Source organism: Synechococcus sp. CS-1328 (genome assembly GCF_025128095.1).
Taxonomy (GTDB): domain Bacteria; phylum Cyanobacteriota; class Cyanobacteriia; order PCC-6307; family Cyanobiaceae; genus CBW1002.
In genome coordinates, this window is record NZ_JAHLYT010000039.1 from 1 (window position 1) to 12,450 (window position 12,450).

Genomic DNA, 12,450 nt, shown 5'->3' on the forward strand with positions numbered 1-12,450 from the left:
CCATTACCAGCCGCAGCGGTTGTGCTACCCAGACTGACGCCTCCATCAAACAACGCAACGCTGCTACCTGGTTCTGCTGTTCCTGAGAAGATTGGTATGGCGTCATCCGTCGTCGCACCAGAGACGAGCGGACCCTGGATTATTCCTTGATCATCGCCCGCTGCAGTGATCACTGGAGCCGCCGGTGGTGTTGTCTCCACCGTCAGGGCAAAGACATTCGAGGCGCCGCTACTCAAGCCAACCGCATTCGTTGCGATCGCCGTGACGCTATGGCTGCCATCGGCTAACGCCGCTGCTGGCGTCAAACTCCAGGACCCATTACCAGCCACTGCTGCTCTGCTGCCCAGGCTGACGCCCCCATCAAACAACGCAACGCTGCTGCCTGGTTCTGCTGTTCCTGAGAAGATTGGTGTGGCGTCATCCGTTGTGGCGCCAGAGACGAGCGGACCCTGGATTGTTCCTTGATCATCACTTACGATGGTGATCAGCGGCGCAGCAGGAACCACGACATCTGCCGCATCCACGAATCGGAGGTCGTCGGCCACCCATTGACCACCAAAAGCGCCGATCGCGACGCGATTGATGCGATAGCCAAGGATCTCGCCGGCAAAATCCAGAAAACTGCGGCTATCCACCATCACAGTGGGATCCGCCAGACCGGGGAATGTATCCGGTAAATCCACCGAAACAGAGGCGAGATCGCCGCTGGCACCGAAGGCAGTGATCGTGATCGCGCTGGCACCTCCGCCAAAGCCATAGAACTCATTGCGACCAAACCACGACTCAACCAACACGCGCGAAGTGGAGAGAAGGATGTCGTCTGTCTCGGCTTCGGCGTTGGAGATGAAGTATTGCCCACCGTGAGGAATGCCATAGACAGGACCATCCGGCGCAGCGACCCGATAGTCATTGCCCACGACGCGGATGCGCGGGTCAAACCCAACCCCATCGATGACGGATGAGCCACCGTTGATGTACACGATGCCGCTCGTCTGCGAGGGCGTCAGCTCCGTGGCGAACTGTTCGAAACCAATCGTGGAGATCGCCATGGTCCGTCAAACGCCGGCTGTGTTGTCCTTACTCTGGCAGCAGCTCAGAGCCGTCGCCGCAGCACCACCAGCAGCTTGTCGAACACCTGCGGCAGCGGCGCCTCGAAGACCATCCGCTCGCCGCTGATCGGGTGATCCAACCCCAGCTGCACCGCATGCAGGGCCTGACCGGGCAGGTCCAGCGGCAGCTTGCGGCAACGGGAATAGACCGGGTCGCCAACGATCGGATGACCGAGGTGGGCGCAATGCACCCGGATCTGGTGGGTGCGGCCGGTATCGAGCTTGAAGCGCAGCAGGGCGTAGTCGCCCAGCCGCTCCACCAGGCTCCAGTGGGTGCAGGCGTGGCGGCCGCTGCCGTCGTGCACCACCGCGTACTTCTTGCGGTCAGCCGGGTGACGACCGATGGCACCGATCACTGTGCCGTGATCGGCCGGGGGCAAACCATGCACAACCGCCAGATACTCGCGCGAGGCGATGCGCTGCTGGATCTGCACCTGCAGCTTCACCAGCGCCTCCTGACTCTTGGCCACCACGATGCACCCCGTCGTGTCCTTGTCGAGCCGATGGACGATGCCGGGGCGCATCTCACCGCCGATGCCGGGCAGATCGGGGCAGTGATGGAGCAGGCCATTCACCAGGGTGCCGTCCCGGTTGCCGGGGGCCGGATGCACCGTGAGGCCGGCCGGCTTGTTGAGCACGATCAGGTGGGCATCCTCGAAAAGCACATCCAATGGGATGTCCTGAGCCACCAGGTAGGGCAGCGGTTCAGGCGGTGGCATCCACAGCTGCACCGTGTCGTTGGGCCGCAGGGGGGTCTTGGCGCGTCCGGTGACCCCATTGACCCGCACGTAGCCGGCGTCGATGAACTTCTGAATCCGGGCACGGCTCTGCTCCGGCCGCTGGGCCACCAGCCAGCGATCCAGCCGCATCGGCAGGGGCTTCGGGTACTGGAGGGTGAGCAGCTCCCCGTCGCCCTCGCCGAACGCCACCATGGATCTCGAACCCTGACTCCCGCAGTGGACAACCACGCCGAGGATGGTCTCGAAGCCTAGGGCCTGCCCCCGTCAGCTCATCGCGGCAGCCCCCTGCGGACGCCGCTGGAGCAGCAGGGCCAGCGTCACCAGCGCCAGGCTGAAGACCGTGGCGCCAGTCCAGCCCCAGCCGCTCCAGAACCGCGCCACCAGCGCCGAGCACAGGGCCGCTGCGAGATAGGCACTGAAGAACAGCAGACAGCCCAGCCGGCTGCGGGCCTGGAGATCGAGACCGAAGACCAGCGTCTGGTTGGCCACGTAGCAACCCTGCACCCCCAGATCGAGGCAGGTCAGAGCGATCAGGATCATCCCCAGGGAACCGCCGCCGAGCCAGAGGCCCAGCACACCCACCAGTGAGGTCAGCGTGCCGAGCACCACAACCGTCCACGCCCCGCGCCGATCGACCAGACGACCGATCCAGGGGGCGGCCGCAATGCTGACCAGGCCCACCAGCCCGAAGCCACCGATGCGGGCCGGACCGAACTGCCAGGGCGGCTCGGCCAGGTGCAGCGCCAGTGCGCTCCAGAGGGCCATGAAGGCACCGAATTGAAGCCCCTGGGACAGACAGGCGCGGCGAAGATCCGGATAGCGGCGGAGCAGGTCCAACTGGGAACGTTGCATCGACCAGTAGTGAATCGACCGTGCGGGGACTTCCTTGGGAAGCAGCAGCCGAAACAGCAGGGCCACCGCCAGCATCACCAGACAGGCCCACAGGTAGACCGTCCGCCAGCCGAAGCTCTGAGCGACCACACCACTGAAGGAGCGCGACAGCAGGATGCCGCCGAAATGGCCGCTGAGGATCGTGCCGAGCAGCCGACCGCGGATCGCATCGGGCACCAGGCCCGAGAGATAGGCCGGCAGCAGATAAGGAACCAGGGCAAAGAGGCCGAGGCTGAACCACGCCAATAGCAGCAGCCTGAACCCCGGCAACAGCGCCAGAGCAGCCGACGCCGCTGCCGTGCCCAGGGCGGCCAGGATCAACATGCCGCGGCGGTTGACGCCATCGCCGATCGGCAGGATCAGCAGCAGGCTCAGGGCCAGACCCGCCTGGGTGGCCATCGGAGCCAGGACCACCTGGCCTTGCGCAAGCTGCAGATCGGTCGCGATCTGAGGCAGCAACGACTGCGAATAGAAGAGGTTGGCCACACTCAACCCCGCCGCCAGCGCCAGCACGATCAGAGGCGGCATCGTGGGGGTCCAGGACGGCTCGCAACCCTAGGTGCGGCGTTCGTCTCCACCCCAGGCGGCCCGTTGATGCCCTCCCTCTCCGACCGCGCCAACACCCTGCTGGATGGTCTGGCGCAGCAGCTCGAGAGCGGTGATGCGGCGGCGGGCCGCCTGCAGCGGTGCCTGCGTCTGGTGCTGATCGACACCATGGCTGTCGCGGTCGCTGGACTGGCGGAACCACCGCTGCTGGCCCTGCAGGAGCAACAGCAGCGGCTGGCCCCAGGTCCCGTGCACCTGCCCGGCATGCACCGATCCCTGGCGGCTGGCGCGGCAGCGCAGCTGCTGGCGGCGGCGGCCTGCTACGACGAGCTGGTGGAGGGCTATGCCCCCAGCCATGGCCGGCCGGGCCTGCACGTGGTGCCCGTCTGCTTGGCCCTGGGCCAGGCTCTGAACCGCCCTCTGGGGGAAGTGCTGCTGGCGCTGCTGCAGGGCTATGAACTGGGGGCCCGCTTCGGCGAGGCCTACAGGGTGCCGGCCGGCGAACACGTCGACGGCACCTGGGGCACCGTGGCGGCGACCGTGGCGGCGAGCACCCTGCTCCAGGCCACAGCACCGCAGCGCGGTGGAGCCCTCACGGCGGCGCTCGCCCAGATGAGCCGCAGCCTCTACCGGCCGGTTCAGGAGGGCGCCCCCAGCCGGCTGCTGCATCCCGGCCTGGCGGCAGCCCGCGGCATTGACCTGGCCCTGGCGGCGGCGGCCGGCTTTCTCGGTCCGGCAGGCCTCGATCAGGATCCGGTCTTGACAGCCCTCTGGCGCCAGCCCCCGGATCTGAGCGGGCGGCCTGGCTGCGCCATCGAGGCCGGCTACGTGAAGCTGTTGCCGGGTGCGCGCCATCTCCACTACGCCGCCACCGCCGCCCTGCGCTGGCGGGAACGCCGCAACGCCGCAGCGGGGCGCACGGACTGGTCGCCCCGGCAATCCGGCGCCATTCGCCTGCGCACCTACCCCGAGGCCTGCACCTACTGCGACAACCCACGACCGCGCAATCGCATCCAGGCTCAGTTCAGCCTGCGTTTCGCGGTGGCGGCCACATTGCTGTGGGGTGAGCTACGGCCCGCGTCGTTCAGCCAGGAGCGGCTGGCGGATCCCCAGCTGGGGGCCCTGCTGGAGCGGATCAGCGTCGAGGCGGCGGACGACCATCCGAACCGATGGGCTGAACTGATCGTGCGGGAGCCGGATGGTCAGGAGGAGGCCGAACTGGTGAAGGGTCTGCCCGGGGACCCCGGCCTGCCGATCGGCGAGCCCGAACGCCTCGCCAAGGCCCGTGCCCTGCTGGAGCCGGCCCTGGGTCAGCAGGCGGCCGCAAGCCTGCTGCGGCACTGGCTGGAGGCACCGCTGCAGGCGCCCCTGCTGCCCAATCCGTAGTCAGAAGGTCAGAAGGGGTTGAACAGATTGTCGACCCGGGCGCCATCGCGGCGGCAGGCAAATCCCTCGAGTTTGGCCAGCAGTTGCCGGTACAGGAGCGTGCCGTGGTGCTTGCTGGCCGGATCGCAGCGCAGCAGCCAGTCGGCCGCGCAGAGATTCGAGGAGATCAGCGGACCCTCGAAGCTCTGCACGACCTGGCTCATCGCCTCGATGGTGAGCATGCCCGTTCCGGACAGCAGTACGGCCGTGTCCGGCGGAGGGGCAACGGAGGCGAGGTAGGTCTCGATCTCGGCCTCCTGAATCTGATAGGCATTGGAGGAGCCCAGCGTCGCCAGGATCGAACGGCTGGCGATCACCTCGAAACCGGCGGCACGCCAGTAGGCCACCGCCTGGGTGATCAACCAGTCGGGATAGGGCAGCTCCAGCTGCAGCCGCCGGAAGCCGTAGCGCTGCAGCAGCTCTAGCACCGCCAAACTGCAGGTCTGGAACGGCACTCCCAGCTCCTGGGTGGCCTCGGCGCAGAGGCGCCGATCCTGCTCCGGGCCCATCTGGTAGTTGGAGCCGGTGCAGCCCACCAGAATCCCCGCCAGCGGCAGGCTGCCGAAGCGATGGGCCGTGTCGAGGTAGGCGTCGAGATAGAGCGCATTGCGCTCGGCCAGATCGGCCCCGGAGTGCCAGGGCAGTCGCGAGGTGTAGACGTAGGGGGCGTCTCCCGTGAGCGCCTGGATCTCCACCTCCAGGGTGGGGTTTGACGGGGGAACGATCAACCCCACGGCGGCTGGGGCAGGTCCGTTCATGGAGGCGCGTTCAGGTCCAGCAAGGAGGCCTTGATCAGCCTAAGGCGGCTCTCCTGGGGATCTGGAGCCGCTGCGCTGGACGCCTGCCCAGAGCCTGCCGCTGCCACGGTGCCGTCCAGTGGGGTGCCGCCGGCCAACAGCCGTGATGTGCGCGGCAGCAGCGCGTGGATGGTGTGGCTCTGCCACAGCCGGGCCCACGCGTCCAGAGCCGGCTCGATCATCTCCGGCGCCGACCCCCCCAGGGCCAGGGCTTCGGCCAGGGCCATCGCCTCCAGCAGGCCGAAATTCATGTTCAGCCCACCGCGGGTGTTGGTGACATGGGCGGCATCGCCCAGCACCAGAGCGGCCCCGACGCGGCGCTGGGGCACGCAACGCTGGGCGACGCCGTAGTGATCCCACTGCAGCGGCGCAGTGGACCACCAGGCCGGATCGACCAGCGATGCGAACAGCTCCACCAACACCCCCCGAGCCCAGGTCGGATCGGTCAGGGCGGCCTGGCTTTCCTGAGCGGAGGGCCGCAGGATCAGCCGCCAACCCTCCGGCATGCGCAGCGCACTGAAGGAGCGCACCCCGGCGCGTCCATAGGTGACGCCGGCCAGCTGGCGGGCGATCGCCTCAGGCAACGCAGGCAGCATCAGCCGCACCACGGGCTCAGGCATATCGACGCCGTCGAAGGGAAGGCCCAGTTGCGAGCGGAGGCCGCTGCGGGCCCCATCGGCCACCACCAGCCAGCGACCGGAGCGGTGCAGGAGGCGATCGCCGCCGGCCGCCGGCCGGATCCGCAACCGCACCCCCTCACCCGCCTCATTCCTTTCCAAGGCCTCCACCCGGTGCTGCTCCAGCAACTCGACGGGGGCACCGCCAGGAGCGGCCAGCCGCTGCAGCAGCAAGGTCCGCAGGGCGGCCTGCTCCAGATGGAGACGAAATGGGTGGGCGGTGTCGGCCGCAATGACGGCGTAATCGAGATCGTTCTGGTGGCCGGTGTTCAGGTCCCAGGAGCGGATCCGGTCCACCTTCAGACCCGCCGCCAGCAGCGGCGCCGCCAGTCCGAGGCCGCTGAGCCGATCGAGCACCGCCGGCTGAAACGTGGAGGCTCGGGAGCGGTTCAGCGCGACAGCGTGCTGCTCCAGCACCGTGCAAGCCATGCCGCGCTGGCTGAGCACAAAGGCGGTCAGAAGCCCGACCGGACCGGCACCGACCACCAGCACAGGCACGGTCAGATCTGGCTCTCCGCGCAGTTCTGGCTCTCCGCGGGGCTCTGACTCTCCGCAGCCGCCAGAAAGGCCTCGGCGGCGTAGCCGATCACCCAGCGGGCGCCGCAGCGGCGGAAGGCCGCATGAATCTCGGCCAGGTAGTCGTCCAGGTCGAGCAGTCCGGCCTGGGCCGCCAGCACCGCCATGCAGTATTCGCCACTGACGTGATACACCGCCACCGGACGACTGGAGCGCCGGCAGGCCTCGGCCAACACGTCGAGATAGGGGAGAGCGGGTTTGACGATGGTCGCCTCTGCCCCCTGGGCGATGTCGTGCTCAAGCTGGTCCAGGGCCAGGCCGGCATCGTCGTAGTCGAACTGATAGGCCTTGCGCATCAACCCCAGCCGGGAGCCGATCGCCTGGCGATAGGGCCCATACAACGACGAGGAAAACTTGGTGCTGTAGGGGATCAACCCCGCAGACAGTCCCTGCAGATCCAGCGCCTGCCGGATCGCGGCCGTCTGTTGCGGCAGCGACAGGCAGGGGGCGACCGCATCCGCGCCGGCCTCGGCGAAATGGCAGGCCAGATCGGCGGCGGCGGCGTAGGAGGCCTCCACATCGATCGTGCCCTCGGCCTGGATCACGCTCTGGCCCGAGCTCTGATAAGGGGACAGGCCCACATCGGCGATCAGGGTGACGGCCTTACCCCAGCGGCGCCGCGCCTCCCGCAGCAGCCGCTTCACACAGAAGTGGGGCGAGTCCGCCAGGGAGAGGTCGGGATGCTCATTCACCGCCACCACAAGCCAGTGGCTCAGGCCCCGGTCCAGGCGAGCGGCGATGTGGCTGAGCGCCGATTCCACACTGTGAACGGCGGAGCCAGGGATCGCCGAGGGGCGGGGAAGGGCGGCATCGGACACGAACAGGCACTCGATGTAATCGAGCCGTCCCGGCGAGGAGAGCAGGGAGGTCACAAACGGCCTTCCAGGATGAGGCGATCATGACCGCGGAACCGGTCGCCCACCATCCGCTCCGACGCCGCATCGTCGCAGGCGAGGGCCTGGAAGCGATCGCACAGGGCGCCGAGCACGGCGGCGCCCTCCATGCGGGCCAGATGCAGCCCCAGACACTGGTGCAGCCCCGGCGCGAAGCTGATGTGGGGATTGGGCGTGCGATCGATCCGGAACGTGGTGGGATCGTCGAAGACCCGCGGATCGTGGTTGGCCGCACCCACCAGCACCGTGACCGAATCACCGGCCCGGATCGTGCGGCCGTCGATCTCCAGATCCTCGGTGGCCATGCTGGCGTTGAGCGCCTGGGCCGGGGCGTCCCAGCGCAACACCTCTTCGATCGCAGGGGCAATCAGGCGGCGGTCATCCCGCACGCGGGCATAGGTGTCGGGATGGAGAGCCATCGCCCGCGCCAGGGTGCCGATCAGCAGCCGCAGGGTGAAGATGCTGGCGGAATAGAAATTGCTGCTGATGATCAGCAGCAACTGGTCATCGGAGAGGCTGACGTTTTCGCTCGGATCCGCGATCAACCGACTCAGCAGATCGTCGCAAGGCGCAGCGCGGCGCTGCTGAATCAGAGGCAGGAAATAGTGGCGGTAGGTCTCCATGGCATCGTCGCCACCGCTGGCCGTTTCTTCCGTCTGGGTGAGCCCGCGGGCCCGCACGAACGCGGACACTTTTTCCGCCACCTCCAGCTGCTGCCCGGCCGGCACGCCCATCAGCTCGCTGACCACCATCACCGGCAGCAGATTGGCAACGGTGGCCACCAGATCAAAGCGGGACGGATCCGTCACCCCGGCCAGGCGACGATCGACAAACTCCCGCGTGAACGCCGACAACGCCGACAGATTGATTCCCCGGTAGGCCTGGGTGACGTGCTGGCGCATGCGGTGATGCGGCTCACCATCCATGTAGGGAATGTCGAGCTTCTGGCGCTCGAAGATGCGTTCCTCGCCGAAGCGACCGATCAGCTTGTCGAGATGGCTCTGGCGGCTATAGCGGTGATCGCGCATGTGCTCGAGCGCCTCCGCATAGGACACGATCACCCAGAGGCGGGGCCCCTCGCACCAGTGGACTGCACACTCCTGCCGCAGGGCCGCATAGGTGCTGTAGGGATCAGCCACACCCGGAAGACAGGGATCGGCGTTGAACGCCTCACGATCGATCATCAGGGGCATGGAGGAAGCTCCAGAGCGATGGATCCCAGCACCCCCTTGCGGAACTCATCCAGGAGGCGCTGAGCCATCCTGGCTGTGTCACCGCTGGTGTGGCGGGCGGCGGCGGCGGCCAGCCAGGCGGAGGCATCGGGCAACGATCCTGGCACCGTGGTCGACGCTGGCAGAACCGGCACGGGCACGCCATACCGCTGCTCCAGCAGCCCCCCTGGCACTCCTGCCGCCACCTGGGGCTCCAGGCCAGCCAGCAGGGTCACGAAGGCCAGGGCCACCGCTTCGCCGTCGTAGGCGGCCTGGCCGATGTCATCGCAGAGGGCCAGGCGCAGGGCCGCCAGCTGGTCATCCAGGCGGGGCGGAAGCACCCCCGGCGCATCGAGCAGGTCGAGATCCTGACCCAGGCGCACCCAGCGCAGGCTGCGGGTGACGCCGGCACGGCGGGCGCTCTGCACCACCTTCTGGCGCACCAGCCGGTTGATCAGGGCCGATTTGCCCACATTGGGGAAGCCCAGCATCAGGGCCCGCACGGGCCTTGACTTCATGCCGCGGCCGGCACGGCGGGCATTGAGGGCGTCGCCGGCCCGGATCGCCGCCTGCTGCAGCTGCTTGACGCCGGCACCGGCCTTGGCGTCGCACCACCAGACCACCATGTCGCGGGCGCGGAACCAGGCGGTCCAGGCCTGGCGCGCCTCGGGCGAGATCATGTCCACCCGGTTGAGCACGAGCAGGTGCTGCTTGCCGCGGATCCAGCGCTGCAGCCGCGGATGACCGGTGGCGAGCGGAATGCGGGCATCCCGCACCTCGATCACCAGATCCACCTTCTCGAGGCTGGCGGCCAGAGACTTTTCGGCCTTGGCGATGTGGCCGGGATACCACTGAATCGCCGGGGCAGCAGCACTGAGCAGGTCGGTCGCCTGCATCAGGGCACCACCAGCACCGGGCAGGGCGCCAGCTGGATCACCCGGGCGGCCGTACTGGTGTGATCGGTGTCGAGCGAGATGCCGCGGGTGCCCATCACGATCAGATCAGCATTGATTTCATCGGCCACATCGCCGATCACGAAGGCGGGCTTGCCTTCCCGCTCGATCACCTCGCAGGCCACACCGGCCTGTTCAAAGCTGCTGCGCGCCTGCGCCAGCAGGTCGTGCACCGCCGCCGCATCGTGCATCACACCCTCTTCGGATTCGACCACCGAGAGCACCACCAGGCGGCTGCCATGGCGCTGGGCCAGCTGCAGGGCCACGGCGGCCGTCTCCATCGTCTGGCGGCTCTGATCGATCGGAAACAGAACGGTGTCGAACATCGCGGTCGGCGCAGGGCTGAACGAACGGGAGGGAGAGAAAGAAAAGGGGTTGGACGAGGCCGAAACCTGTCCTAGCCCCAGCCGGGTCGGTCAACCGACCGGAGCACTGGTGAGATCGCCGAACGGCGGCCAGCTAATGTGCCGCCGCCGAAACCGAAGCTAATCTCGATGACGAAGCGATCCCTTACCAGCCTCAGCGCCGACGAACTCCGCGGCAAGCGTGTCCTGGTGCGGGTCGACTTCAACGTACCGCTTGATGACGCCGGTGCCATCACCGACGACACCCGCATCCGCGCCGCCCTGCCCACGATCCACGACCTGACCGGCAAGGGCGCCCGGGTGATCCTGGCGGCCCACTTCGGCCGTCCCAAGGGCCAGGTGAATGAAGCCATGCGACTCACCCCGGTGGTGGCCCGCCTCAGCGAGCTGCTCGGCAAGCCGGTGGTGAAGACCGAGAGCTGCATCGGCCCCGACGCCGAGGCCAAGGTGGCTGCCATGGTCGACGGCGATGTGGTGCTGCTCGAAAACGTGCGCTTCTTCGCCGAGGAGGAGAAGAACGATCCCGAGTTCGCCGCCAAGCTGGCCGCCCTGGCTGAGGTCTATGTGAACGACGCCTTCGGCGCCGCCCACCGCGCCCACGCCTCCACCGAAGGCGTGGCCAAGATCCTCAGCCCCAGCTTGGCCGGCCACCTGATGGAGAAGGAACTGCAGTATCTGCAGGGCGCCATCGATGAGCCGAAGCGGCCGCTGGCCGCGATCGTGGGCGGCTCCAAGGTGAGTTCCAAGATCGGTGTGCTCGAGGCCCTGATCGACAAATGCGACAAGGTGCTGATCGGCGGCGGCATGATCTTCACCTTCTACAAGGCCCGGGGCCTGGCGGTGGGCAAGAGCCTGGTGGAGGAAGACAAGCTGGAACTGGCCAAGGAGCTGGAGGCCAAAGCCAAGGCCAAGGGCGTCCAGCTGCTGCTCCCCACCGATGTGGTGCTGGCCGACGCCTTCTCCCCCGATGCCAAGACCCTGACCACGTCGGTGAATGTGATCCCTGACGGCTGGATGGGCCTCGACATCGGCCCCGACTCGATCAAGGCCTTCCAGGCTGCCCTGGCGGATTGCAAGACCGTGATCTGGAACGGCCCGATGGGCGTGTTCGAGTTCGACAAGTTCGCCGCCGGCACCAACGGCATCGCCCACACCCTGGCTGAGCTCAGCGCCAAGGGCTGCTGCACGATCATCGGCGGCGGTGATTCGGTGGCCGCGGTGGAGAAGGTGGGCGTGGCCGAGAAGATGAGCCACATCTCCACCGGCGGTGGTGCCAGCCTGGAACTGCTGGAAGGCAAGGTGCTGCCCGGCGTGGCCGCCCTCGACGACGCCTGAGCAGCGGTCAGCCGGCCGGCCTCAGGAGGCTGACCTCAGGAGGCTGGCGGCCCCTGACGCCGGCGTGCTGAGCCCGGGGGGCGCTCCGGCACGCTGATCCCCATCTTCTGCAGCATGTCGCGCATCTCCTGGCGCTCCTTCGTCATCAGGTTGCTGAACGCCTGCCGCTGGCTGGATTTGCACGCGCTCAGGGCCTGCAGATCCTGGGCCTTGTCAATGCAGGGTCTGGCGTTCTGCAGGATGTCCTGACGGGCCTGGATGCCGCGGCGCTCCATCGCCTGACGGGCCGTGAACAGTTGCTTGGCCTGGGCTGGGGTGAGCTTGAGTCGTTCTTCCGGGTTGCCCCTCGACGGGCCCGGCTGCGTCTCGGCCGACGCCGCGATGACGGTCTGGGACAGCACCACCGGCGGCGCCAGCAGCGCCAGGGCGGCGATCACAGGAAAGGATCGGCCGATTTGCAGCAGCCGGGAACGGCGACGGGACAACGGCTTCAAGGCGTTCGCGATGGCGTGATCGGTGTGGCTGGTCTCGGGATTTCTGCTGGTCATCGATCTGTTGGTCATGGAAAGCTTCGGGAAGGGGAAGGGAAGGGAAGGGAACTGAGACGAGGGAAACGAACAGGGGTCGCTGGTTCTGCCGTCATCCTGAAGGCGCCCGGGCTCAACGGTCAGTGGCAAAAGGTCAGTGGCCGATCGGTCAGTGGCCGAACGGCAGCTCCAGCCAGGAGTCGGGGCGGGAGGGACCAGCGCCATAGGCCTGGGCGTTGTCCTTAGGCAGGGTTGTGCCATAGGGCGTTGCGGTGCCATAGGGCCTCACCGCTCCATCAGCAGCGCTGGTTCCGTAGCCCAGGGCGGTGCCCCGGCCATGGCGCGGCGGGTGCGGGAAGGGTCGGGGCGGCGGTGTTAACGGGCCTGGCATGGGATTCACTGCGG

13 protein-coding genes are annotated in these 12,450 nt (G+C 67.7%); 2 read left to right on the forward strand and 11 right to left on the reverse strand.

What is annotated here, in order from left to right; genetic code table 11:
- The 3 genes from KQ310_RS06475 to KQ310_RS06485 form a co-directional block, all read right to left on the reverse strand.
- Window positions 1–1,049, reverse strand: a 1,049-nt coding sequence (locus KQ310_RS06475) for an Ig-like domain-containing protein (protein WP_259720953.1), incomplete at its 3' end; no start/stop codon positions are given.
- A gap of 44 nt (window positions 1,050–1,093) precedes the next feature.
- Window positions 1,094–2,041, reverse strand: a complete 948-nt coding sequence (locus tag KQ310_RS06480) for an RluA family pseudouridine synthase (RefSeq protein ID WP_259720954.1) — start codon at window positions 2,039–2,041, stop codon at window positions 1,094–1,096.
- A 72-nt stretch (window positions 2,042–2,113) separates the two neighbouring features.
- Entirely contained in the window at window positions 2,114–3,268 is a 1,155-nt protein-coding gene (locus KQ310_RS06485) for an MFS transporter (RefSeq protein WP_259720955.1), read from the reverse strand.
- 66 nt (window positions 3,269–3,334) lie between these two features.
- Between KQ310_RS06485 and KQ310_RS06490 the strand changes: the two genes are divergently transcribed.
- Window positions 3,335–4,672: an MmgE/PrpD family protein gene (locus KQ310_RS06490; RefSeq protein WP_259720956.1), complete on the forward strand. Its 1,338-nt coding sequence runs from the start codon at window positions 3,335–3,337 to the stop codon at window positions 4,670–4,672.
- 8 nt (window positions 4,673–4,680) lie between these two features.
- On the opposite strand, the gene KQ310_RS06495 is transcribed toward KQ310_RS06490, so the two are convergent.
- From KQ310_RS06495 to KQ310_RS06520, 6 genes are read right to left on the reverse strand one after another with little or no spacing between them, the layout of a single operon-like run.
- On the reverse strand, window positions 4,681–5,469 hold the full coding sequence (locus KQ310_RS06495; RefSeq protein ID WP_259720957.1) for a hypothetical protein: 789 nt from the start codon (window positions 5,467–5,469) through the stop codon (window positions 4,681–4,683).
- On the reverse strand, window positions 5,466–6,683 hold the full coding sequence (locus KQ310_RS06500; protein WP_259720958.1) for an NAD(P)/FAD-dependent oxidoreductase: 1,218 nt from the start codon (window positions 6,681–6,683) through the stop codon (window positions 5,466–5,468). Before KQ310_RS06500 ends, KQ310_RS06495 begins: the two co-directional genes overlap by 4 nt.
- 2 nt (window positions 6,684–6,685) lie before the next feature.
- Window positions 6,686–7,633: a hypothetical protein gene (locus tag KQ310_RS06505; RefSeq protein ID WP_259720959.1), complete on the reverse strand. Its 948-nt coding sequence runs from the start codon at window positions 7,631–7,633 to the stop codon at window positions 6,686–6,688.
- A complete protein-coding gene (locus tag KQ310_RS06510) occupies window positions 7,630–8,847 on the reverse strand; it encodes a cytochrome P450 (RefSeq protein WP_259720960.1) in 1,218 nt (405 codons plus the stop codon). Before KQ310_RS06510 ends, KQ310_RS06505 begins: the two co-directional genes overlap by 4 nt.
- Window positions 8,838–9,761, reverse strand: coding sequence for a ribosome biogenesis GTPase YlqF (gene ylqF / locus KQ310_RS06515; RefSeq protein WP_259720961.1), 924 nt, complete (start codon window positions 9,759–9,761; stop codon window positions 8,838–8,840). The genes KQ310_RS06510 and ylqF overlap by 10 nt, the downstream gene beginning before the upstream one ends.
- Complete coding sequence (locus KQ310_RS06520; protein WP_259720962.1) at window positions 9,761–10,144, reverse strand: universal stress protein; 384 nt, start codon at window positions 10,142–10,144, stop codon at window positions 9,761–9,763. Before KQ310_RS06520 ends, ylqF begins: the two co-directional genes overlap by 1 nt.
- Window positions 10,145–10,312: 168 nt before the next feature.
- Here KQ310_RS06520 and KQ310_RS06525 point away from each other — a divergent pair, with 168 nt between their 5' ends.
- A complete protein-coding gene (locus tag KQ310_RS06525) occupies window positions 10,313–11,518 on the forward strand; it encodes a phosphoglycerate kinase (protein WP_259720963.1) in 1,206 nt (401 codons plus the stop codon).
- 35 nt (window positions 11,519–11,553) lie between these two features.
- Here KQ310_RS06525 and KQ310_RS06530 read toward each other — a convergent pair whose 3' ends face one another.
- Together KQ310_RS06530 and KQ310_RS06535 are read right to left on the reverse strand one after the other, a co-directional pair.
- Complete coding sequence (locus KQ310_RS06530) at window positions 11,554–12,081, reverse strand: hypothetical protein (protein ID WP_259720964.1); 528 nt, start codon at window positions 12,079–12,081, stop codon at window positions 11,554–11,556.
- Window positions 12,082–12,214: 133 nt separating this feature from the next.
- A complete protein-coding gene (locus tag KQ310_RS06535; RefSeq protein ID WP_259720965.1) occupies window positions 12,215–12,436 on the reverse strand; it encodes a hypothetical protein in 222 nt (73 codons plus the stop codon).
- Window positions 12,437–12,450: the final 14 nt, after the last annotated feature.

What these genes read in the sequence shown, in the direction of transcription:
- KQ310_RS06530 (WP_259720964.1), bottom strand. Translation starts at nt 12,081, where the DNA reads ATGACCAACAGATCGATGACCAGCAGAAATCCCGAGACCAGCCACACC.
- KQ310_RS06520 (WP_259720962.1), bottom strand. Translation starts at nt 10,144, where the DNA reads ATGTTCGACACCGTTCTGTTTCCGATCGATCAGAGCCGCCAGACGATG.
- KQ310_RS06525 (WP_259720963.1), top strand. Translation starts at nt 10,313, where the DNA reads ATGACGAAGCGATCCCTTACCAGCCTCAGCGCCGACGAACTCCGCGGC.
- KQ310_RS06535 (WP_259720965.1), bottom strand. Translation starts at nt 12,436, where the DNA reads ATGCCAGGCCCGTTAACACCGCCGCCCCGACCCTTCCCGCACCCGCCG.
- KQ310_RS06490 (WP_259720956.1), top strand. Translation starts at nt 3,335, where the DNA reads ATGCCCTCCCTCTCCGACCGCGCCAACACCCTGCTGGATGGTCTGGCG.
- KQ310_RS06485 (WP_259720955.1), bottom strand. Translation starts at nt 3,268, where the DNA reads ATGCCGCCTCTGATCGTGCTGGCGCTGGCGGCGGGGTTGAGTGTGGCC.
- KQ310_RS06510 (WP_259720960.1), bottom strand. Translation starts at nt 8,847, where the DNA reads ATGCCCCTGATGATCGATCGTGAGGCGTTCAACGCCGATCCCTGTCTT.
- ylqF (WP_259720961.1), bottom strand. Translation starts at nt 9,761, where the DNA reads ATGCAGGCGACCGACCTGCTCAGTGCTGCTGCCCCGGCGATTCAGTGG.
- KQ310_RS06495 (WP_259720957.1), bottom strand. Translation starts at nt 5,469, where the DNA reads ATGAACGGACCTGCCCCAGCCGCCGTGGGGTTGATCGTTCCCCCGTCA.
- KQ310_RS06480 (WP_259720954.1), bottom strand. Translation starts at nt 2,041, where the DNA reads ATGGTGGCGTTCGGCGAGGGCGACGGGGAGCTGCTCACCCTCCAGTAC.